Annotated in this window: 20 protein-coding genes and 1 pseudogene; 15 read left to right on the top strand and 6 right to left on the bottom strand. The window is 70.8% G+C overall.

Going from position 1 to position 20,079, the window contains the following annotated elements; genetic code table 11:
• Nucleotides 1–102 precede the first annotated feature (102 nt).
• The gene (locus tag H180DRAFT_RS04680; RefSeq protein WP_055484688.1) at nucleotides 103–1,047 is read left to right on the top strand and encodes a DUF5996 family protein; all 945 of its coding nucleotides are present in this window, start codon (nucleotides 103–105) and stop codon (nucleotides 1,045–1,047) included.
• Between the two features lie 189 nt (nucleotides 1,048–1,236).
• Here the strand turns inward: H180DRAFT_RS04680 and H180DRAFT_RS04675 are convergent, their stop codons facing one another.
• Nucleotides 1,237–1,599 carry a UBP-type zinc finger domain-containing protein gene (locus H180DRAFT_RS04675; protein ID WP_055484687.1) on the bottom strand — a complete coding sequence of 121 codons (363 nt, stop codon included), beginning with the start codon at nucleotides 1,597–1,599 and terminating at the stop codon, nucleotides 1,237–1,239.
• A 283-nt stretch (nucleotides 1,600–1,882) separates the two neighbouring features.
• The gene (locus H180DRAFT_RS04670; RefSeq protein WP_055484686.1) at nucleotides 1,883–2,185 is read right to left on the bottom strand and encodes a hypothetical protein; all 303 of its coding nucleotides are present in this window, start codon (nucleotides 2,183–2,185) and stop codon (nucleotides 1,883–1,885) included.
• A gap of 235 nt (nucleotides 2,186–2,420) precedes the next feature.
• Between H180DRAFT_RS04670 and rpsF the strand changes: the two genes are divergently transcribed.
• From rpsF to rplI, 4 genes are all read left to right on the top strand, one after another.
• Complete coding sequence (gene rpsF / locus H180DRAFT_RS04665) at nucleotides 2,421–2,711, top strand: 30S ribosomal protein S6 (protein WP_055484685.1); 291 nt, start codon at nucleotides 2,421–2,423, stop codon at nucleotides 2,709–2,711.
• 122 nt (nucleotides 2,712–2,833) lie between these two features.
• Nucleotides 2,834–3,400, top strand: a complete 567-nt coding sequence (locus H180DRAFT_RS04660) for a single-stranded DNA-binding protein (RefSeq protein ID WP_055484684.1) — start codon at nucleotides 2,834–2,836, stop codon at nucleotides 3,398–3,400.
• Between the two features lie 110 nt (nucleotides 3,401–3,510).
• On the top strand, nucleotides 3,511–3,747 hold the full coding sequence (gene rpsR, locus H180DRAFT_RS04655; RefSeq protein ID WP_028438380.1) for a 30S ribosomal protein S18: 237 nt from the start codon (nucleotides 3,511–3,513) through the stop codon (nucleotides 3,745–3,747).
• An 18-nt stretch (nucleotides 3,748–3,765) separates the two neighbouring features.
• Nucleotides 3,766–4,212, top strand: a complete 447-nt coding sequence (gene rplI / locus H180DRAFT_RS04650; RefSeq protein WP_055484683.1) for a 50S ribosomal protein L9 — start codon at nucleotides 3,766–3,768, stop codon at nucleotides 4,210–4,212.
• Nucleotides 4,213–4,426: 214 nt separating this feature from the next.
• Here the strand turns inward: rplI and H180DRAFT_RS04645 are convergent, their stop codons facing one another.
• Nucleotides 4,427–5,767, bottom strand: a complete 1,341-nt coding sequence (locus H180DRAFT_RS04645; protein WP_055484682.1) for an MATE family efflux transporter — start codon at nucleotides 5,765–5,767, stop codon at nucleotides 4,427–4,429.
• Nucleotides 5,768–6,246: 479 nt separating this feature from the next.
• Between H180DRAFT_RS04645 and dnaB the strand changes: the two genes are divergently transcribed.
• Both dnaB and H180DRAFT_RS04635 read left to right on the top strand, forming a co-directional pair.
• Entirely contained in the window at nucleotides 6,247–8,436 is a 2,190-nt protein-coding gene (gene dnaB, locus H180DRAFT_RS04640; RefSeq protein WP_055484681.1) for a replicative DNA helicase, read from the top strand.
• A gap of 325 nt (nucleotides 8,437–8,761) precedes the next feature.
• Entirely contained in the window at nucleotides 8,762–9,595 is an 834-nt protein-coding gene (locus H180DRAFT_RS04635; RefSeq protein WP_055484680.1) for a PIG-L family deacetylase, read from the top strand.
• Nucleotides 9,596–9,634: 39 nt separating this feature from the next.
• On the opposite strand, the gene H180DRAFT_RS04630 is transcribed toward H180DRAFT_RS04635, so the two are convergent.
• A complete protein-coding gene (locus H180DRAFT_RS04630) occupies nucleotides 9,635–10,246 on the bottom strand; it encodes a flavin reductase family protein (protein ID WP_055484679.1) in 612 nt (203 codons plus the stop codon).
• 410 nt (nucleotides 10,247–10,656) lie between these two features.
• Between H180DRAFT_RS04630 and H180DRAFT_RS04625 the strand changes: the two genes are divergently transcribed.
• From H180DRAFT_RS04625 to H180DRAFT_RS04610, 4 genes are all read left to right on the top strand, one after another.
• Nucleotides 10,657–11,472, top strand: coding sequence for a hypothetical protein (locus H180DRAFT_RS04625; protein ID WP_254665874.1), 816 nt, complete (start codon nucleotides 10,657–10,659; stop codon nucleotides 11,470–11,472).
• A gap of 203 nt (nucleotides 11,473–11,675) precedes the next feature.
• Complete coding sequence (locus tag H180DRAFT_RS04620) at nucleotides 11,676–12,335, top strand: superoxide dismutase family protein (protein ID WP_107097574.1); 660 nt, start codon at nucleotides 11,676–11,678, stop codon at nucleotides 12,333–12,335.
• Nucleotides 12,314–12,883 carry a copper resistance CopC family protein gene (locus H180DRAFT_RS04615; protein ID WP_055484678.1) on the top strand — a complete coding sequence of 190 codons (570 nt, stop codon included), beginning with the start codon at nucleotides 12,314–12,316 and terminating at the stop codon, nucleotides 12,881–12,883. Before H180DRAFT_RS04620 ends, H180DRAFT_RS04615 begins: the two co-directional genes overlap by 22 nt.
• Before the next feature lie 450 nt (nucleotides 12,884–13,333).
• Nucleotides 13,334–13,843 carry a hypothetical protein gene (locus tag H180DRAFT_RS04610; protein ID WP_139151360.1) on the top strand — a complete coding sequence of 170 codons (510 nt, stop codon included), beginning with the start codon at nucleotides 13,334–13,336 and terminating at the stop codon, nucleotides 13,841–13,843.
• 223 nt (nucleotides 13,844–14,066) lie between these two features.
• On the opposite strand, the gene H180DRAFT_RS04605 is transcribed toward H180DRAFT_RS04610, so the two are convergent.
• Nucleotides 14,067–14,426: a DUF1304 domain-containing protein gene (locus H180DRAFT_RS04605; protein ID WP_055484676.1), complete on the bottom strand. Its 360-nt coding sequence runs from the start codon at nucleotides 14,424–14,426 to the stop codon at nucleotides 14,067–14,069.
• Between the two features lie 104 nt (nucleotides 14,427–14,530).
• On the opposite strand from H180DRAFT_RS04605, the gene H180DRAFT_RS04600 reads away from it, so the two are divergent.
• On the top strand, nucleotides 14,531–15,010 hold the full coding sequence (locus H180DRAFT_RS04600; RefSeq protein ID WP_055484675.1) for a winged helix-turn-helix transcriptional regulator: 480 nt from the start codon (nucleotides 14,531–14,533) through the stop codon (nucleotides 15,008–15,010).
• A 174-nt stretch (nucleotides 15,011–15,184) separates the two neighbouring features.
• On the opposite strand, the gene H180DRAFT_RS04595 is transcribed toward H180DRAFT_RS04600, so the two are convergent.
• Complete coding sequence (locus H180DRAFT_RS04595) at nucleotides 15,185–15,622, bottom strand: GNAT family N-acetyltransferase (RefSeq protein WP_055484674.1); 438 nt, start codon at nucleotides 15,620–15,622, stop codon at nucleotides 15,185–15,187.
• A gap of 389 nt (nucleotides 15,623–16,011) precedes the next feature.
• On the opposite strand from H180DRAFT_RS04595, the gene H180DRAFT_RS04590 reads away from it, so the two are divergent.
• From H180DRAFT_RS04590 to H180DRAFT_RS30045, 3 genes and pseudogenes are all read left to right on the top strand, one after another.
• Complete coding sequence (locus H180DRAFT_RS04590) at nucleotides 16,012–16,800, top strand: HAD family hydrolase (protein ID WP_055484673.1); 789 nt, start codon at nucleotides 16,012–16,014, stop codon at nucleotides 16,798–16,800.
• 203 nt (nucleotides 16,801–17,003) lie between these two features.
• Entirely contained in the window at nucleotides 17,004–18,827 is a 1,824-nt protein-coding gene (locus tag H180DRAFT_RS04585; protein WP_055484672.1) for a globin domain-containing protein, read from the top strand.
• Between the two features lie 325 nt (nucleotides 18,828–19,152).
• Nucleotides 19,153–19,728 (top strand): annotated as a pseudogene (locus tag H180DRAFT_RS30045) (pyridoxamine 5'-phosphate oxidase family protein); the annotation flags it as partial.
• Nucleotides 19,729–20,079 lie beyond the last annotated feature (351 nt).

The raw sequence follows: 20,079 nt of genomic DNA, 5'->3' as shown, positions 1-20,079 counted from the left end.
CGATCTCGTCATCATGGAAAGCGCCAGGCCCCGCCGGTGCGGCGCCGATCCGTGCCGGAGCAGCGGGCAGGAAGCACCACAGCAGGAAGGGGGAACGAGGCCATGGAGCTCTTCCCGCCCCTGCCTCTCACCGAGTGGCGGGACACGAAGGAGACCCTGCACCGCTTCGAGCAGCTCGTCGGCAAGATCCGGCTCATGTCGAGCAGCCGCCAGAACCACTGGTGGAACGTGCCGTACCACATCACCGGCCGCGGCATCACCACCCGCCCGATGGGCCAGTCCGACGGCAACCCCGTCTTCACGATCGACTTCGACTTCGTCGATCACCAGCTCGTCGTCGCGGCGCTCGACGGAACGGAGATCTCCTTCCCGCTGCTGGGCCAGTCCGTGGCCTCGTTCCGCCGGCTGACCCTCGAGGCCCTCACGGACCTGGGCATCCACGCCGAGATCCCCCACCCCGAGCCGTTCGACCTGCCCGACTCCTCCAGGCCGTTCTCGCAGGACACGGAGCACGCCACATACAACCCGGAGCACGCCAACCGCTATTGGCGGATACTCAGTCAGGTCGGGCTGGTGCTGGAGGAGTTCGCCGGACGCTTCTCCGGCAAGAGCAGCCCGGTGCACCACTTCTGGCACACCTTCGACCTGGCCCACACTCGGTTCTCCGGACGGCACGTCGAACAGCCCCCGCGGACGGATCCGGTGACCCGCGAGGCGTACTCACGCGAAGTGATCAGCTTCGGCTTCTGGTTCGGCGACGACTCCTTCGCCGAACCCGCCTTCTACGCCTACGCCGCTCCCGAACCCGCGGGCCTGGAGGCGGAGCCGCTCCGTCCGGAGTCCGCGCGATGGGTGGCGCAGAACGGCGGCCATCTCGCGCTGCTGCGCTACGACGACGCGCGCGCCTTCGACGAGCCCCGCTCGGCGGTGCTCGACTTCTACGAGAGCGCCTACCGGGCTGCGGCCGCGCGGGCCGACTGGGACATTGAGGCGTTCAGGAGCCCGCACGGCATCACCGACCAGCAGCTGGTCGGACAGGGCCGCTGACTGGGCCCGGGCCGCCGGGAGCCCGTCCCGACGGGAGAGGCCGTCGGGACGGGCTTCTTCCGGTACGGGCCCGTACCGGCGGGCCTGTACCGGCAGGCCCGGGGCGGCGCGGCCGGGCGGACCGCACGCCCGCGCACCGACCCGCGCACCGGCCGGGAGCCGGTGGGAGCCGGTGGGAGTCCGGCCCGCTCAGTGCAGCTGCCGCTGCCAGTCCGAGGGGACCTTGCCCTCCGGGCCGGGGGTCGGCTGCGACTGGGGGTGCGACGTGGGCGGGGCCAGCCGCGGGCCCTCGTAGATCTGCTCGGTGTCCGCGTTCCAGAACCAGTCCTCGCCCGGCTCGAAGCTGGTCAGAAAGGGATGCCCGGCCTGCCGCGCGTGCATCGTGGCGTGCTGCCCCGGAGAGGAGTCGCAGCACCCGATGTGACCGCACGCCGCGCAGCGCCGCAGATGAAACCACCACCCGGGGCCGTCGCCCGCCGAGCACTCGACGCACCCGTTGCCGCTCGGCGGCGCCGAGGGATCGATGCCGGGGACTCCGTCCTGCTGTGACATGTGGTCTCCTCTCGCTCACCCCGCCGGGGCCAAGGCGCCGTGAGCCGGCAGTCATGGCTCAGCCGTCACACGTTCGGCTGATGACTGGACGCCGGCGACCCGCGGCCGTACATCCGTCAGCGTAAGCAGGGTGCGCGTTTCCGGCATTACGGACAGGGGGTGGACAGCCCGACGACCGGTACGGCACGGGAGCCCGTCCGGTGAACGGCGAGCCCGCTGCCGCACCGGCCGTGTGCCTGCGGCAGCCCGGCAGGGGCGGCGGTCGCGGCGGTCGCGGCGGCGCTCAGCCGAGCAGTCCGCCGTGCGCCATGCCCAGATAGAAGCCGAAGGCCGCCCCGCCCAAGCCGATGATCAGCGCGAAGCGTTCACCCGTGGTGGCGGAGATGAACTGCCCCCAGGCACCCGTGACGATGCCGGCCAGACCCGTCCACGCGCTGACGACGTGCAGCCCCGGCCACACCAGTGCCGTCAGGAACGCGACCAGGCCGAGAGCGACCGTCACCGCCGCGAGCGAGCTCTCCAGCGGGTGGGCCCTGCCGTCGTCGAGGAGGATGGAAACCGGGTTGTGCCGTACTGCCTGTGCCATGCGGCACCTCCTGACAGAGGCCGGCAACGGCGGCGCCCTCGTGACGCCGCTCACACCGTTGCGTCCAGGTTGCGGCGACTTGCCCCCGGATTTCAACCGGAAGGCTCAGGCCGGGTAGTCTGAACGGTCTGCACCCACCGCCCCCCGTCTGAGGCAGGCGGCCGGTGCGGAACGCATCACGAACCTCCTGCCACGGAACGACCGTGGCCGCGAGTCCGAAGGAGGTGGGTTCCACATGCGTCACTACGAGGTGATGGTGATCCTCGACCCCGATCTCGAGGAGCGCGCAATCTCGCCGCTGATCGAGAACTTCCTGTCCGTCGTCCGCGACGGCAAGGGCAAGGTCGAGAAGGTCGACACCTGGGGCCGTCGCCGGCTCTCCTACGAGATCAACAAGAAGCCCGAGGGCATCTACTCGGTCATCGACGTGCAGGCCGAGCCTGCGACCGTCAAGGAACTCGACCGCCAGATGAATCTGAACGAGTCGGTTCTGCGGACCAAGGTCCTGCGCCCCGCCGCCCACTGAGCCGCACGGCACACAGGGCACCACGGACGGGCACAGCACCGAGTAACACCGAGTAGCACCGAGCCACAGCACGAGCCACAGAAGCCACAAGCAGCCAGCAGCACCCCGCCGAGAGGTTCCCCATGGCAGGCGAGACCGTCATCACGGTCGTCGGCAATCTTGTCGACGACCCCGAGCTGCGCTTCACCCCCTCCGGTGCGGCGGTCGCGAAGTTCCGTGTCGCGTCCACCCCCCGGACCTTCGACCGGCAGACCAACGAGTGGAAGGACGGCGAAAGCCTCTTCCTGACCTGCTCGGTCTGGCGGCAGGCGGCGGAGAACGTCGCCGAGTCCCTCACGAAGGGCACGCGCGTCGTCGTACAGGGCCGCCTCAAGCAGCGTTCGTACGAGGACCGCGAGGGCATCAAGCGCACGGTCTACGAGCTGGACGTCGACGAGGTCGGCGCCAGCCTCCGCAATGCCACCGCCAAGATCACCAAGACCAGCGGCCGAGGCGCCCAGGGCGGCGGCTTCGGCGGCGGCCAGGGTGGCGGCGGCTGGGGCGGCGGCCAGGGCGGAGGCCAGCAGGGCGGCGGCGCACCCGCGGGCGACCCGTGGGCCACCGGCGCACCGGCCGGCGGAGGTCAGGGCGGCGGAGGCGGCTGGGGCGGAGGCTCCGGCGGCGGCTACTCGGAGGAGCCCCCCTTCTGACCGGGCGCGCACTCGTGCGTCCCGGCCGGGACGACCGCCGCGAAGCACCCGTGGCCGGTCGGGGCAGGGCCAGACAGCTGCACACTTCTTGAATTTCAACGGAGAGAGACATGGCGAAGCCGCCTGCTCGCAAGCCCAAGAAGAAGGTTTGCGTGTTCTGCAAGGAGAAGATCAACTACGTCGACTACAAGGACACGAACCTGCTGCGGAAGTTCATTTCCGACCGCGGCAAGATCCGTGCCCGACGGGTCACCGGCAACTGCACCCAGCACCAGCGCGACGTCGCCACGGCCGTGAAGAACAGCCGTGAGATGGCGCTGCTGCCCTACACCTCGACCGCTCGATAAGGGAAGGGTGACCGACAGATGAAGATCATCCTGACCAACGAGGTCTCCGGTCTCGGTGCCGCGGGCGACGTCGTCGAGGTCCGTGACGGCTACGCCCGCAACTACCTGATCCCGCGCCGCGTCGCCATCCGGTGGACCAAGGGCGGGGAGAAGGACGTCGAGCAGATCCGCCGCGCCCGCAAGATCCACGAGATCGCCACGATCGAGCAGGCCAACGAGGTCAAGGCCCGCATCGAGGCCGTCAACGTGCGTCTGAAGGTCCGCGCCGGCGACCAGGGCCGGCTTTTCGGCTCCGTGACCCCGGCCGACATCGCCGGTGCCGTCAAGGAGGCCGGCGGGCCGGAGATCGACAAGCGCCGCATCGAGGTGGGTGCGCCCATCAAGACCCTGGGCTCCCACCAGGTCTCGGTGCGACTGCACGCCGATGTGGTCGCCAAGACCGACGTCGAGGTCGTGGCCTCCTGATCAGCCGCCACGGCTGAACGGAACGGCTGCGTGCCCCGGCCGGCAACGGCGACAGCGGAGGGCCGCACCCCCTGAACTCAGGGGGTGCGGCCCTCCGTTCACGTTCGCGGACACCCTGGTGCGTGCAGGTGCGTGCAGGTGCGTGCAGGTGCGTCGGGCGGCCCGCACCGGCATCGCTTCGCGCCGCTGCGGGCCGGGTCGGTCCGGTGCGGGATCAGGCACGTACGGCGCCCGTCACCACCCACCGGCCGGAGCGGGCACGCGCCCACAGCGTCACCAGCCGCACGCCCATCATCACGCCGGCGATCGCCCACCACAGCGCCGTCAGGCCGCCCCCCAGCACTGGCACCAGCAGCGCCACCGGCGCGAACACCGCCAGGGTCACGAGCATCGCCGACGCCAGATACGCGCCGTCGCCGGCACCCATCAGCACACCGTCCAGTACGAACACGACGCCCGCGACCGGCTGCGTCACCGCGACCACCAGCAACGCGGAGGTCAACTCGCTGATCACAGCACCGTCCGACGTGAACAGCGGCATGAACAACGGCCGCGCCGCCGCGACCAGCAGGCCCAGCACCACACCCGTGACGACGCCCCACTGCACCATCCGGCGGCACGCCGCCCGGGCACCCGCCTCGTCGCCCGCCCCCAGGTACCGGCCGATGATCGCCTGTCCCGCGATCGCGATCGCGTCCAGCGCGAAGGCCAGCAACGACCACAGCGTCAGGGCGATTTGGTGCGCCGCGATGTCCGCGTCGCCGAGCCGGGCCGCCACCGCAGTCGCGATCATCAGGACGGCACGCAGCGAGAGCGTACGGATCAGCAACGGCGCGCCCGCCCGGGCGCACGCCCGTACGCCGGACGGATCGGGACGCAGGGACGCCCCGTGCCGTCGCGCGCCCCGTACGACCACGAACAGGTACACCGCGGCCATCGCCCACTGCGCCAGCACGGTTCCCCAGGCGGAGCCCGCGATGCCGAGCCCGAAGCCGTAGACGAGCAGCACGTTCAGCGCGGCGTTCGCGGAGAAGCCGCCCACCGCCACGTACAGGGGTGTCCTTGTGTCCTGAAGGCCCCTCAGCACACCGGTCGCGGCGAGGACCACGAGCATCGCGGGAATGCCGAGCGAACTGATGCGCAGATAGGTCGACCCGTGCGGGGCCGCGGTGGCCGAGGCACCGAAGAGGTCCACGAGCAGCGGAGCACCCGGCAGCACCACGGCGACCACGGCCAGGCCGAGAAGCAGAGCGAGCCAGATGCCGTCCATGCCCTGGCGGATGGCCGCCGGCAGCTCTCCGGCACCGACGCGGCGGGCGACGGCGGCGGTGGTGGCGTAGGCAAGGAAGACGAAGACGTTGACCCCGGTCTGCAGCAGGGCCGCGGCCACGCCGAGGCCCGCGAGCTGCGGAGTGCCCAAGTGCCCAACGATGGCGCTGTCCACCATGAGGAAGAGCGGCTCGGCGACGAGGGCGCCGAACGCGGGCAGGGCGAGCGCGATGATTTCGCGGTCGTGGCGCCGCATGGTGGTGCGCCTGGCGGCAGGGTCGCTCATGGGTTCGATCCAAGCATCCACAAGTAATGGTTGCAAGGTGATTCTGACCATTACGCGCGTGGGGCTCGCGTGCATGTGCGGCAACCGTGTGCCCGGGCTGCGTAACGATCCCCACTCCGGTGCCGACTTTTTTCCCCGCACAGGCGGTGGACGCCGTCGTCACAGGTCAGGGGTGGTCGATGTGGGTCGGGTACGACTTCTCCACAGGTCTGTCCCCCGTGCCGTACACAGCTTTCGCGGCCTTCTCCACAGAAAGTTGTCCACCATCCACATCACCCTGTGGATAACAAGATTGGCTGACGCCTCCTCGTCCCCATAACGTGGGCCGTCGCCCGCCCCACGATCCCCTCGTCAACTCCGTTGGCCCGACGCGCCGATGCGGAGCCGGGCGCCCATTGTCAGAGCCGTGCCGTAAGAAAGAGGGGCACTGCGGTCAGGTCCGGTCGTGCGTGATCACCGGACGGGGAGGAGGTGAGCGCGTGACTCAGCAGCCGGACCACGTCGAAGACCCTTGGGCATCGGACTCCGCCGCCCACGGTGCCGCGCGGCCCGCCCCCGGCGACCGCTTCCCCGCGGCGCGCGGCCGTCAGCACGGGCAGGGCGGCCACAACGGCTCCGGCGGGCACGGCAACAGCCACCCCGAGCGGCACGACCGGGGGCCGGACGGACACGCTCCGGCACCCGCGGCGGTCTCCTTCGAGCGCGTCCCGCCGCAGGATCTCGAGGCCGAACAGTCCGTGCTCGGCGGCATGATGCTCTCCAAGGACGCCATCGCCGACGTCGTCGAAGTCCTCAAGGGCCATGATTTCTACCGGCCCGCCCACGAGACGGTCTACGAGGCGATCCTCGACCTCTACGCGAAGGGCGAGCCGGCCGACCCCATCACCGTCACCGCCGAACTCACCCGGCGCGGCGAGATCAGCCGCGTCGGCGGCCCCGGCTACGTCCACTCCCTCGTGCAGACGGTGCCGACGGCCGCCAACGCCGAGTACTACGCGGAGATCGTCCACGAACGGGCGGTGCTGCGGCGGCTCGTCGAGGCGGGCACCCGGATCACGCAGATGGGGTACGCGGCCGACGGCGACGTCGACGACATCGTCAACTCCGCCCAGGCGGAGATCTATTCGGTCACCGAGCAGCGCACCTCCGAGGACTACCTTCCCCTCGGCGACATCATGGAGGGCGCCCTCGACGAGATCGAGGCGATCGGCTCACGCAGCGGCCAGATGACGGGCGTGCCCACCGGATTCACCGATCTCGACTCGCTGACGAACGGGCTGCATCCGGGCCAGATGATCGTCATCGCGGCCAGGCCGGCGATGGGCAAGTGCATCGCGTCCGGCACCGAGTTGGTGGAGGCCGGCAGCGGGGAGCGCGTCCGCATCGAGGACTTCGTCCGCCGGGGCCGGGCCGGGGAACCGCTGGAGGTGCACACCCTCACCGACGACTGGAAGCTGCGCGCCGTGCGGCCGTCGGACTTCCTGCACAACGGCCGTCGTGCGGTGTTCCGGCTGACGACGCGACTGGGCCGTACGGTCTCGGCGACGGCGCGGCATCCGTTCCGCACGCTGCGCGGCTGGGTCCCGCTTGAGGAGTTGCGTCCGGGGGACCGTATCGCCGTGGCCGACGGCCTGGGTGGCTCCGGCCGGCGGGCGGAAGGCCTGCCGGAGGCGGAGCTGATTCCGGCCGCCGTCTGGGAGTTGGCCGAGGCGGAGAAGGGCGCGCCGGGCTGGGCCGAGGTCGCCGTCCGCGCGGGCCTGCCGCGTGATCACGACTGGGGCGTGGGCAGGGAGATCAGCAGGCACCGGCTGCTGGAGCTGGGAAAGGCCCTGGACTCGCGGCAGTTGACGGACATCGCCGAGTCGGACGTGCGGTGGGATGCCGTCGAGTCGGTCGTGCCGGACGGCGAGACGGACGTCTACGACCTGACGGTGGAGGGGACGCACAACTTCGTCGCTGACGGCGTCGTCGTGCACAACTCCACGCTCGCACTGGACTTCGCACGCGCATGCTCGATCAGGCACAACATGCCGAGCGTGATCTTCTCGCTGGAGATGGGGCGCAACGAGATCGCGATGCGTCTGCTGTCCGCCGAGGCCCGGGTCGCGCTGCACCACATGCGTTCCGGTTCGATGACGGACGAGGACTGGACGCGGCTGGCCCGTCAGATGCCGGGCGTGACGGAGGCGCCCCTGTACATCGACGACTCCCCGAACCTGTCGATGATGGAGATCCGCGCCAAGTGCCGCCGCCTCAAGCAGCGCAACGACCTCAAGCTCGTGGTGATCGACTACCTCCAGCTGATGCAGACGGGCAGCTCCCGGCGCCCGGAGAGCCGTCAGCAGGAGGTCTCGGAGATGTCCCGGAACCTCAAGCTCCTCGCGAAGGAGCTCGAGGTTCCGGTGATCGCGCTGTCGCAGCTCAACCGTGGTCCGGAGCAGCGCACGGACAAGAAGCCGATGGTCTCCGACCTTCGTGAGAGTGGAAGCATCGAGCAGGACGCCGACATGGTCGTACTGCTGCACCGTGAGGACGCGTACGAGAAGGAGTCGCCGCGCGCGGGCGAGGCGGACCTGATCGTGGCGAAGCACCGCAACGGCCCGACAGCGACGATCACGGTTGCCTTCCAGGGCCACTACTCCCGGTTCGTGGACATGGCGCAGACATAGGGGCGCCGCTACGGGTTCTCAGGGTTCGTGCCGGAGTCTCGATCGGTGCCGGACGGAAGTCCGATCCGGCATGGGTGCCGGGAGCTGCAGACGGCGCCCATGCCTTGTCCGCGTCGGAACGCTGACGCATGGAAGGCCGAGCGGCCGCGCGGGAACAGCCGGGCTGGTCGGCACGGTTACATCGACCGAGGGCCGACGCGCACGGGCGGGGAACCGGGCGACCGCGAGGTCGTCCGCCTCACCGGATCCGGTTCCCAGGATCGCGGTGCGCGTCTGCCGTTCACTCGGGCCATGACGTTGACGTTTTCTGCAGGAGGACTGTTCCATGACTGACCGGCCGTTGACGCTCATGGCAGTACACGCCCACCCGGACGACGAGGCCACCGGAACCGGAGGGGTCCTCGCGCGGTACGCGGCGGAGGGCATCCGCACGGTTCTCGTGACGTGCACCGACGGCGGTTGCGGTGACGGACCGGGCGGCGTCAAGCCGGGCGATCCCGAGCACGATCCGGCGGCCGTCGCCTTGATGCGCCGGCAGGAACTCAGGGCGAGCTGCGACGTCCTGAAGATCAGCGATCTCGAGATGCTGGACTATGCCGACTCCGGGATGGCGGGCTGGCCGAGCAACGACGCCCCCGGGTCCTTCTGGCAGACCCCCGTGGAGGAAGGCGCCGCCCGGCTTGCGGAACTCATGCAGTACTACCGACCCGATGTGGTCGTCACGTACGACGAGAACGGCTTCTACGGCCACCCCGACCACATCCAGGCCCACCGCATCACGATGGCGGCACTGGAGACGACCGCGCTGACACCGAAGGTGTACTGGACGACGATCCCCCGCTCGGGCATGCAGCGGTTCGGGGAGATCATGCGCGAGTTCGATCCGGACATGCCGGAGCCGGACCCTGCCGAGGCCGCGGCCATGGCCGAGATCGGCCTCCCCGACGACGAGATCACCACGTGGGTGGACACCACGGCGTTCAGCAGCCAGAAGTTCGATGCGCTGGCCGCGCACGCCAGTCAGGGCGAGAACATCTTCTTCCTCAGGATGGGCAAGGAGAGGTTCGGCGAGTTGATGGGCATGGAGACCTTCGTACGTGTCAAGGACGCCACAGGAGCGGCCGTACCCGAGAACGATCTCTTCGCCGGACTGCGCTGATCCGCCCGTCCGACGGTGGCAGACGCCCGTCCGACGGGGTCAGCGCTGCTGCCACTCCTCGTAGGGGACGCGGGCGATCTCCAGGAGGTCGCCGGTCTTCGCCCACTGGTCCCGGCCGAGGCGGGTGAGCGGCTTGAGCCGGGTGACGTCCGGCAGTCCGTCGTCGGCGAGGGCCTCCTCGTCGACGACGGCGTGCACGACCCGGCCGAAGACCACGGTGCAGTTCCCGAGCAGCAGCGTCGAGTGCAGCTCGCACTCGAACGCGGCGGGCGAGCCGGCGACCCGCGGCGGTTTCACGTGCCGGCTCTGTTCCCGCTCGATCCCGACCTCGTCGAACTCGCTGATGCCGGCGGGAAAATCCGTCGACGTGGCGTTGATCTGCTCGAACATGGGCTCCGGAGCGAGGCTGACGACGAACTGCCCGGTCGCTTCGATGTTCCGCAGCGTGTCCTTCCGCCCGACGGAGGTGAACTGCACGATCGGCGGGCTGACGCAGGCCACATTGAAGAAGGAGTGCGGGGCCAAGTTGTCGCCGTCACCGTCCCGGTTCACCGTGGACACCCACGCGATGGGCCGTGGCACGACGGTGGCGGTCATGAACTTGTAGAAGTCCCGGCTGGACATCGTCCGGGGATCGAAGTCGACGCGCATGACCCCCAGTATGGTGCGGCCCGCCCGTGCAGATCGACCGGCTCCCGAACGGCTCCGGGCCGACCGTCGAGGACGGCCGGGGGCGCCGGGTGCCGCCGCGACTGCACAGGCCGGCCCCGGGGGTGATCGCGTCATGACTGGGATCGTGCTGATGGCCGGCCCGTCGCACCGAGAACCCCACGGCACAGACGTACGGGCGACGAAGCGACCGGAACCGGCACGCGCTGTGCGCGCCCCCCAGCCGTCACGGACCGCCTGATTCGCCTTCCGTGCCAGAAGCCGCCCCCGCCACCTCGGCATCCGGTACGGTCCGCGCGTGACCCGGGGAGCGCCCGGGAACGACCGGACGAACCCCTCGCCCGGCACCCGTGAAGAGGCAGAAGGCCCGTTGGGCTGCGAGGAGTTGTCCCATGTCGTCCCGGACGCGTCGCCGCGGTGGCGGAGGGAGCCGGGACCGCGGCGAGGCCGGTGCTGCCGGCCCGGTCGCCGGCATCGTCCGCCTGGCACGTTCCGCGGTCTTCGCAGCCGTGTGCGTGGTGACCACGGCATGGGGGCACGCCCTGATGTCCCGTGAGGTCCTGCCCTGGTGGGCAGCGGGCATCGCCTTCTCCGGCGGCGTCCTGGGCGGGTGGTGGCTGACCGGCCGGGAGCGGGGCGCCCCCGCGGTCATCGGCACCACGGTCCTGACCCAGGCGCTGCTGCATCTGCTCTTCACCTTCGCGCCCTGGGCAACGGGCCCCACGGGCACGGCGCATGCCACGGCGAACGCTCATCACGGCTCCCACTCGCATGCGATGACGGTGTCCCACGCGGGCATGGCGATGCACCACGGGGAGCATATGGGCGGCGCGGGGGCCACGGAATCCGCCGGCTCGTCCTTCGTCTCCGTCGTCACGCACGGGGGTTCCACCGGGATGCTCCTGGCGCATCTGCTGGCCGCCGTCATGTGCGGGCTGTGGCTGTGGCGCGGCGAAGCCGCGGTCCACCGCATCGGCCGGACGCTGGGAGCTGTCCTGTTCGCCCCGCTGCGCCGTGTCTTCCGGGCCCTTTCGCATGCGCGGAGCGGTGGCGCAGCACCGTCGTGGCGGACGGTCGTCCATGGCGGGGAGCACTGGCAGCCCGTCCTCACGGCACTGAAACACGTCGTCGTCCGCAGAGGCCCGCCACATGGCGGCGGCGCGGCAAGTCGCCTGTCTCCCGGGGCGCTGCACGCCGTCGGGCAGTGACATCTGCCCGGTGACCGGCGGTGAACCGGCCGGGTGCGACAGGCGACCGTCCGGCGAGCCCCTGCGCGCGTCGGACCGTCCACCTGGCATGGGCCGTGTCCCTGCCGCGCGGTGCGCCGCAGCGGTGTGCCGTGAGGCGTTCGGGACGGCCCGGCCTCCGTCATCGACCGGGAGTTTCCATGAACCACCGCACGATTGGTCATATGCCACTGACTGACATCACGTCAGCGGCACGGCCCACGCTGTCCGAGCGGGGCCCGTCTCCGCGTCCGGCCCGTCTCCGGGTTGCGGTCTGCTGCACCGCCGTGGCTGCGGCGGCGGCCCTGTTGTCCGGCTGCGGAAGCGACTCCTCCGGCAGTTCTTCCAAGAAGCCGGCCGGCTCCGCGTCCCCGTCCAAGTCCAAGAGCATGGACGGGATGCACGGCAAGGCGATGGGGGACCCCTCCGCCACGCCTGCGAACAAGATCCCCGATGCCGAAGCGGTCGAGGGCTCCTTCAAGCTGCTGGACACGCGCCCGCCCGGCATGGACGAGGTGAAGGGCACGGCCTGGCAGGCGCAGGGGCCGAAAGGCACCACGGTGACCGTCTCCCTGACAGGGCTGAAGCCGGGAGACACCTACATGGCACACCTCCACGCACAGCGCTGCTCCGCCGACAACGGCGGTGAACACTTCCAGTTCAAGAAGGGAGGGCCGGCCGAGCCCCCGAACGAGATCCACCTGATGTTCAAGGCGGACAAGTCCGGCAAGGGCATGACGACGGTGAACAACAAGAAGAAGACCGGCAAGAAGGCGGTCGCCCTCGTCGTCCACCCCCATGACGCTCAGGACAACCGGATCGCATGCGCCGACTTCGAGTTCTGACGACATCGGCGGTGCTGCCGGGGTGCCTGTGCGGGCTTGTGCTGCTCGGCGGCCCCGCACAGGCCCACAGCCCGCTGGAGGAATCGACGCCGGCTCCTGGCTCCCGGGTCGGAACCGGAACGGGCGTCATCTCCCTGACGTTCCCGTCACTGGCCTCCGGCACCACGCCGGAGGTCACCCTGACCGGAGCCGACGGCGCTTCCGTGCCCGTGGGGAAGCCGGTGGTGGCGGACGACTCCGTCGTGTGCGCCGCCGTCGGCTCCCTGCCCGCGGGGGTGACGACACTCACCTACCGCGTCACGGCTGCCGACGGGGACCGCCAGACCAGATCCTTCCAGTTCGAGGTCGCCGACGGCGCACGTGCCGCGGCCGCTCCGGACGCCTGCCGGGAGCGGAAACTCGCGGAGCCCGTCGCCGAAGCGAAGCCGGACGAGGGCGGGACGATTCTGGGGGTCGACCGCACCGTGGCGCTCGTGGTCATGGCGGCGGCCTCCGTTCTGGCCGTCGGCGGGTCGGCGCTCGCTGTGCGCAGGAGGAGGCAGGGGTGAGGGGGACAGGGGTGAGGAGGCAGGTGTGAGGCGGGACGCCCATGTGCTCCGGGCCGAGTGTCACTGGCCCGGAGCCCGGGGGCGGAACGTGCGTGCCCCGCTCGCGGCCCGGAAGGGGGGTGTTCCCGGGGTGACTTGACGAGCCTCCTGTGCGGGAAGGGGCCGGTTCGGCGTACAGGCCGGGCCGGCCCCGTACCGCACCGGCATCGCACAGCATCAGGCCCGGCATCGGGCGTGCGGCGCGGAGGCGGCCTCCGGTACGGGCTATCGGCCTGCCCGCCGGGAGACCGTCGACGCGTCCGCGCACACGGCGATGCGGAAGCCGAGGGCCGCCGAAGACTTCCGGGAGTCGGCAATGCGAGCCGGAAGCCCTGGAGCCGAGACTGCAGCAGGGACGGGCGACTGCGACCTCCCGGTGAGACCGCGCGCGAGCAGCGAAACGGGGGGTGCATGTCCCGTAGGAGCTCTCGCGAGGACCCTGCACGCCACCTGCCTATTCCGTGGGTGAAGGCGGCCGACTACGGCGGCACCGAGGACCGGCTGATCGATCCCGCGCCGCTGACCCGGCTCCTCGCCGCCTGGTCGGGGACCGGCGGTGACGAACTCGAAGCGGTCTCGCGCGAGGTGGTCCAGGATTCCCACGACGGGCCCGTCCACCTCGTGCGGCTGGTGGCCTCGTTGGAGACCAGCGCCCGGGCGACCGGCGGCACGCTCTCCAACGTCACCGACACCCCCGCTGTGACCGGCATCTGCGGAGGCACCCTCCATCACCTTGTCGAAGTCCTGCAGTCGAACGGCCTCGGTGCTGCCACGTCCGCTGCCGGCTCTTTGGACATCGAGTCCAGACTCCTGGCCGTCAAAGCCCTGCGCCGCTTCTGGCAGGCGCCGCTCCGCGCCCTCTGCGAGCCTCTCCACGACGCTCAAGTCCTGCAGCCTTCCCGGACGTTGTGGCGGTATTGACCACGTGCCGGCGTGGCCACGGCCGTTCCTGGTCCGCTGCGGGTGCGGACGGAAGGGGCCCGGCACCTCCTCGCCGAGGACGGTTCACGGGGGACGGCCGGATTGCTCCTGGAAGTCCTGGCGGAGCGTGCCGCGTGGGACCAGTCCGTGACCGTCGACCCCCGTCCCTCACCGTCCCTCACCGTCCCTCGCCGTTCCTCGCCGTTCCTCGCCGTTCCTCGCTTCAGGCGGCGAGTGTCAGGGCCAGCGCCGCGGCAGCCGGAAGGGCCTGGACGTAGAGGATGCGGCGGCTGACGGTCAGGGCGCCGTAGAGACCCGCGGCGACGACGCAGCACAGGAAGAAGATCCGTGCCTGGGGGCCCGTCGGCTCCTGTGCGACGAGGCCCCACGCCAGCCCTGCGGACAGGAAGCCGTTGTAGAGGCCCTGGTTGGCCGCGAGAGGGGCGGACTGCTCGGCGAATTCGGCCGTGGTGCCGAAGACGGCCCGGCCGCGGGGTGTGCGCCACAGGAACATCTCCAGTATCAGAAAGCCGAGGTGGAGAGCGGCGACGAGGGCGGTGAGCGCGAGAGCTGCGCTGTGCACGAAGTCCTCCCGGAACGGGGTGAGTTGGAATTCACAACCAACTGGCTCGTGGACCCTAGCACAAGGGTTTGGTTTTCCAACCGTGCGCCTGGTTGGATGACCGCATGGCGAGGAGAGAGGTGAACCCGCGGGAGTGCTCGCTGGCTTCGGCGCTGAACGTCGTCGGCGAGAAGTGGTCGCTGCTGGCGCTGCGCGAGGTGTTCTACGGCGTGCACCGATTCGACGGCATCGTCCGCAACACCGGTGCCCCCCGCGACGTGCTCGCCACCCGGCTGCGCACGCTCGTCGACGGTGGCGTCCTGAGGAGAGTGCCGTACTCGGAGCGTCCGCCACGCGACGAATACCACCTCACCCGGGCCGGCCGGGAGCTCGCGCCGGCGATGCTCGGCCTCATGCGCTGGGGCATGCGGTGGGTTCCCGGTGCCCCGGCGGGTCCGACGGTCTTCACCCACGGCTGTGGCGGGCAGCTGGACGCCGGGATCGTGTGCACATCCTGCGGGGAGAGGGCGGGGGCCGGTGACGCCGTACTGCCGGAGACCGGTGAATCAGAACCGGCGAACAGGACCGGCGAACAGGACCGGTGAACAGGACCGGTGAGCAGGACCGGTCAATCAGAGGGGACTTGAGCGCGGCCGGCAAGCGCACGTCTCGTTGGCGCCGAGCTCCCGCTCCGGGCCGACGCCCGCTCGAAGGTCGACGCCCGTCCGCAGGCCGACGCCCCGACGACGGAATCCGCCGCGTCAGAGCTGCATCCTGCGTCAGAGCTGCATCTTGAAGCCCAGGTGGGACGCTTCGAAGCCGAGCCGTTCGTAGAAGCGGTGGGCTTCGATGCGCGTGGCGTCGGAGGTGAGCTGCACGATGGCGCAGCCCTGGCGGCGGGCCTCGTCGACGGCCCACTGGATCAGTCTGCTGCCGAGGCCGTCACCGCGTACGTCCGCGCGGACGCGGACCCCCTCGATGAGGGCGCGGCTCGATCCCTTCCTGGACAGGCCGGGGATGACGGTGAGTTGGAGAGTGCCGACGGGACGGCCCTCGCGTTCCGCGACGACGAGGTGCTGGTGCGGGTCCGCGTCGATGCGGTCGAACGCCTCGCGGTAGACGGCGGGTTCGTCGGGGCTCTCCCGTTGGGCGCCGAGGTGGTCGTCGGCGAGCATGGAGACGAGGGCCGGTACGTCGCCGGCCGTCGCGCGCCGCATGGTGATCGGCCTCGACGGTGACGGTGCCGCTGCCGGTGACGACGGCTTTGACGGCGTGGATGGGGTCCCGGTGCTCATGATCGCAGCTTACGCCCCGGTATTGGCCAGAGGTTGGACTCGGTCGGAAAGTGCGCAACCGGGCTTGTGTGCAACGTCTGCGGGCTCTGCGGTGTTGGGCCGGTTTTCGCAACGAACCCGCCCTGACCGCACGCTTGTTGCATCGGTCGCAGTGCGACTCCGCACGTCGTTTCGCGCTCACCTCTGTCCGCGCCCTTGTCGTCCCGCGTCCTCGTCGTCCCGGCGTCCGGCCGTGCCGGCGGGCCCGTCTCTCCGGCGGCCGGCTCGCAGCGGCCTCGGCCGGTTCACGGGTCCGCACTACGATCGGCGGTATGGCCTCTTCGTTCTCCCGGTCGTCAGGGCGTCCGCCCAGGCTTCATCTCTTCGACCTCGACGGGACGTTGATCCACGGTTCTTCGGCGGCCGTGGAGATTTCACGTCAACTCGGCCTCGACGCGGAGATTCGCGAGCTCGAACTGGCCTTCGCCGCAGGGGGAATGACGCCGCCGGATTTCGCCGGCCGCGCCTGCGCGCTGTGGTCGGAACTGACGGAGGATCACATTACCGCGGCTTTCATGGGAGCCCCGTGGCTTTCGGGAATTCGCGAAGTGTGGGCGGAGATCCGCGAGCGTGGCGAGCGCTCCGCCGTGATATCGCTCTCGCCGGATTTCTTCGTCGGCAGACTGCTTCACCGGGCTCCGCCGTCGCGTTCCCCGGAACTTCCGCATGCTCCGAGCACCTCACCGGGTGATCCGGCCGGCGCCCTCCGCACCGGTGCGAGGACCGGTGGTACGGACGACGGGGGCGCCGAAGGCGGAGGCGTGGACGCCACGTACGGCTCCCGCTGGCCCGCCGTCCCCTTCCGGCGGCAACCGGATCCGGCCGGGATTCTCTCAGCGGAGGCCAAGGTACGGATAGCGGACGAACTCTGCGCGGAATTCGGTGTATCGAGAAACGAATGCGTGGCCTACGGCGACTCGATGTCGGACGCGGCGCTGTTCGCCGCGGTGCCGGTGTCGGTGGCGGTGAATGCCGACAGCCACGTCAGAGACCTCGCCACCGCCGAGTACGTGGGAAAAGATCTTCGTGAGGCCTACGGACTTGTCCGCAAGAGTCGGTAGTTCCCCGCGAGTGGTGCACGTCACGTAATTCGCCCCCTGCCCGGATGGGACTTGTGTGGCGAAGTGATAACGGTATGGTCGACTCCGCATCGCGCGCGGTACGGCAGAGATTCCGCAGTCGGTGTCAGGGGGCGGCACCACCAGAACGCGTTCCGAATGCGTGCTGCGCAGATTCTTCGTACGAGTTCGAGGCGAGGCAGACCATGACGACCACATCGGCCGGAAACGGTCCGTCCGCGGGGGACGGCAGAAGAGACGACGACAGCGGCTGGGGCTGGTTCACCCGCTCACGGCCTGCCACGGAAGCAGCAGCGTCCCAAGAGCAGGACCAGCACGATCAGCAGGACGAGCAGAGGCAGCGGACGCAGCGGGGCCCCGAGCAGAACAGGCAGCCCGGCGGGCAGAACGAGCAGCGCGGGCCCGCCCGCCGCCCGGTGGGCGACGGAGGCTGGACCGTCCGGCCGCTGAGCCCCATCGTCGACGGCACCGGAGCCGGCCGGGCGCGCTGGGCCGAGACGCCCGAAGAGGCCGCGGAGCCGGTGCCCGCGCCGCCGGACCCGTACGCCGCCGGCACCGGCCCCGCCCGCACCGGCGAGGAGGAGCGCGGAGCGCCCGCACCCGGCGCCTGGTACGGCGGCGGCCCGGAGGCGCCGCGGGAACATCCGGCACCGGCCCAGTACGGCGGCAACGGGACCGCCGCCCCGGCGGCCGCCCCCCGGCCCCAGTCCCCGCCCCACTCGCCGCCTCCCGGGCCCGGCCGGACACCGCCCGCCTCCCGCCCGCAGGCCGAGAGACAGCCGCAGCCCCGAAGCGCCCCCGATCCGTACGAAGCCGCTCCGGCGCCGCCGCCCGCGCCGCCGCCCGCGCAGGCGGCCGGGCCGGAGGACGCCGAGCTGATACGCAGGACGCTCGAAGAGGTCGAGCCCCGGGCCGACGCGGCCACCGCGTACTTCTACGCGCTGCTCTTCGTCCAGCAGCCCCAGCTTCGCGACCTCTTCCCCGCGTCGATGGACTCGCAGCGCGACCGCCTCTTCAGGGCGCTGCTCACCGCAGTGCAGCTGGCCGACGAGGCGGACGCGCTGTCCGAATACCTGTCGGGCCTGGGCCGCGGTCACCGCAAGTACGGAACGCTCCCCGAGCACTATCCCGCCGTGGGCGAATGCCTGCTGGGCGCCCTCGCCCAGTACGCGCCGAAGAGCTGGAGCCCCGAGACCGAGCAGGCCTGGGTCCGCGCCTACACGACGATCTCGCAGGTCATGATCGATGCCGCCGCCGAAGACGCGCAGCGCGCACCGGCCTGGTGGAACGCCGAGGTCGTCTCGCACGAGCTGCGCACGTCGGAGATCGCCGTGATCACTCTCCGGCCGGACCAGCCGTACCCGTTCCTCGCGGGCCAGTACACCAGCGTCGAGACGCCCTGGTGGCCGCGCGTGTGGCGGCACTACTCCTTCGCGTCCTCGCCGCGCTCCGACGGGCTGCTCACCTTCCATGTGAAGGCCGTCCCCACCGGGTGGGTCTCCAGCGCGCTCGTGAACCGGGCCCGCCCCGGCGATGTGCTGCGCCTGGGCCCGCCGGCCGGAAACATGACCGTGGACCACGACACCGACAGCGGGATGCTCTGCGTCGGCGGCGGCACAGGGATAGCCCCCATCAGGGCACTGGTGGAGGATGTCGCGCAGCACGGCCGTTCCCGACCCGTCGAGGTCTTCTACGGCGCGCGCAGCGACCACGATCTCTACGACCTGGACACGATGATGCGGCTGGAGCGCGAGCACCGCTGGCTCTCCGTGCGTCCCGTGGTCGCCACCCCGCCCGGGTCGGCGTTCGCGAACGCGCTCGCGGGGCAGCTCCCGGACGCCGTGCGGCAGCACGGGCCGTGGTCCGCGTACGACGGCTACCTCTCGGGCCCGCCCGGCCTGATCCGCAGTGGCGTCGATGCGCTGGTGGCCTCGGGTGTTCCTGCCGAACGGATACGGCACGACTCGCTGGCGGAGCTGATCCTCAGCGGTGAGCGGACGTCCGGATGAGCCCGTACGGACCGGGTCCCGGCTGGCCGGGCGCGGGAGACGCACCCGCGCGGCGCCGTCACCGGCACGCGCGAGGCTCCCGGGCGTAACAGGAGGGCGGCGCCGGGCGCACTGGAAAGGGAACGCGGGCGGGAGCAGGAACGCGAGCGACAGCAGGAACGCGAGCGACAGCAGGAAAGAGGAAGGGGAAGGGGTCAGCGGCGTGGCTGAGGCGGAGGAGCCACGTCCGTGGGTCGGGCAGGACTCACGGACGCGGCACGAGCACGAACACGACAGGGCGGCACCCGAGGGACGACGGCACCGGCCGGGCAGTGACGGAGAGCGGGTGCTCCAGCGCCGGCTCGGCACGTCCGACCGCGCGGAGCGCTTCTACAACGAGCAGGTCCTCGACCATCTCAACGACCGGATGCGGGAGTTCGTGGAGCGTCAGGAGATGTTCTTCCTGGCCACCGCGGACGCCTCCGGCGAGTGCGACAGCAGCTTCCGCGCCGGTCCGGCCGGGTTCCTCCAGGTGCTGGGCGAACGGATGCTGGCCTACCCGGAGTACCGCGGCAACGGCGTGAACGCCAGCCTCGGCAACATCCAGGAGAACCCGCACCTGGGCATCATGCTGATCGACTTCACCCGGGCGGGCATCGGCCTGCACATCAACGGCCGGGCCGCCATCTTCGAGGACGCGGAACTTCGCGCCTCGTATCCGCACCTGGCCGAGGACCCCGTGCCGGGCCGGCGGGCACAGCTGTGGGTGCGGGTCGAGGTCGAAGAGGCCTACATCCACTGCGCGAAGCACATACCGCAGATGCAGAAGGCGCCGCGGCGCACCGCCCGCGACTGGGGCACGGACGACTACAAGCGCAAGGGCGGCGACTTCTTCGGCACGGCGCGCGACGCGCGCGAGCGGGTCGCGTCGGACGCGGCCGGAGCCGGGGCACGTGAGCATGCGCGGCGCGAGGAGACCCCGTCGCCGGTGCGGCAGGAGCCCGCGTCGCCGGTGCGGCAGGAGACCGGGGAGAGGGCCGGGCCGTCGCTCTTCGTCCCGTCCTCCTCTTCGCCGTCCTCGTCGTCCTCTCCCTCCTCATCGTCTGCGTCGTCCTCATCGTCCCCTTCGGAGCCGGCGTCCTCGCTGCCGTCCTCCGCCTCCCCTTCGGCGTCGTCGTCCTTCCCGGCCCCGCACGGCGAACTGCCGGGCCACACACGGGAAGAGGGCCGCGCGGACGCAGTCTCCCCTTCCGCCTCCCGCAGGGCGGGCGAC

Source organism: Streptomyces sp. WMMB 322, assembly GCF_900090145.1.
GTDB lineage: Bacteria > Actinomycetota > Actinomycetes > Streptomycetales > Streptomycetaceae > Streptomyces.
This window is presented reverse-complemented; position numbering and strand designations above follow the sequence as displayed.

Coding starts and splice junctions, on each gene's coding strand:
- H180DRAFT_RS04680 (WP_055484688.1), top strand. CDS start 103: ATGGAGCTCTTCCCGCCCCTGCCTCTCACCGAGTGGCGGGACACGAAG.
- H180DRAFT_RS04675 (WP_055484687.1), bottom strand. CDS start 1,599: ATGTCACAGCAGGACGGAGTCCCCGGCATCGATCCCTCGGCGCCGCCG.
- H180DRAFT_RS04670 (WP_055484686.1), bottom strand. CDS start 2,185: ATGGCACAGGCAGTACGGCACAACCCGGTTTCCATCCTCCTCGACGAC.
- rpsF (WP_055484685.1), top strand. CDS start 2,421: ATGCGTCACTACGAGGTGATGGTGATCCTCGACCCCGATCTCGAGGAG.
- H180DRAFT_RS04660 (WP_055484684.1), top strand. CDS start 2,834: ATGGCAGGCGAGACCGTCATCACGGTCGTCGGCAATCTTGTCGACGAC.
- rpsR (WP_028438380.1), top strand. CDS start 3,511: ATGGCGAAGCCGCCTGCTCGCAAGCCCAAGAAGAAGGTTTGCGTGTTC.
- rplI (WP_055484683.1), top strand. CDS start 3,766: ATGAAGATCATCCTGACCAACGAGGTCTCCGGTCTCGGTGCCGCGGGC.
- H180DRAFT_RS04645 (WP_055484682.1), bottom strand. CDS start 5,767: ATGAGCGACCCTGCCGCCAGGCGCACCACCATGCGGCGCCACGACCGC.
- H180DRAFT_RS04635 (WP_055484680.1), top strand. CDS start 8,762: ATGACTGACCGGCCGTTGACGCTCATGGCAGTACACGCCCACCCGGAC.
- H180DRAFT_RS04630 (WP_055484679.1), bottom strand. CDS start 10,246: ATGCGCGTCGACTTCGATCCCCGGACGATGTCCAGCCGGGACTTCTAC.
- H180DRAFT_RS04625 (WP_254665874.1), top strand. CDS start 10,657: ATGTCGTCCCGGACGCGTCGCCGCGGTGGCGGAGGGAGCCGGGACCGC.
- H180DRAFT_RS04620 (WP_107097574.1), top strand. CDS start 11,676: ATGCCACTGACTGACATCACGTCAGCGGCACGGCCCACGCTGTCCGAG.
- H180DRAFT_RS04615 (WP_055484678.1), top strand. CDS start 12,314: ATGCGCCGACTTCGAGTTCTGACGACATCGGCGGTGCTGCCGGGGTGC.
- H180DRAFT_RS04610 (WP_139151360.1), top strand. CDS start 13,334: ATGTCCCGTAGGAGCTCTCGCGAGGACCCTGCACGCCACCTGCCTATT.
- H180DRAFT_RS04600 (WP_055484675.1), top strand. CDS start 14,531: ATGGCGAGGAGAGAGGTGAACCCGCGGGAGTGCTCGCTGGCTTCGGCG.
- H180DRAFT_RS04595 (WP_055484674.1), bottom strand. CDS start 15,622: ATGCGGCGCGCGACGGCCGGCGACGTACCGGCCCTCGTCTCCATGCTC.
- H180DRAFT_RS04590 (WP_055484673.1), top strand. CDS start 16,012: ATGGCCTCTTCGTTCTCCCGGTCGTCAGGGCGTCCGCCCAGGCTTCAT.
- H180DRAFT_RS04585 (WP_055484672.1), top strand. CDS start 17,004: ATGACGACCACATCGGCCGGAAACGGTCCGTCCGCGGGGGACGGCAGA.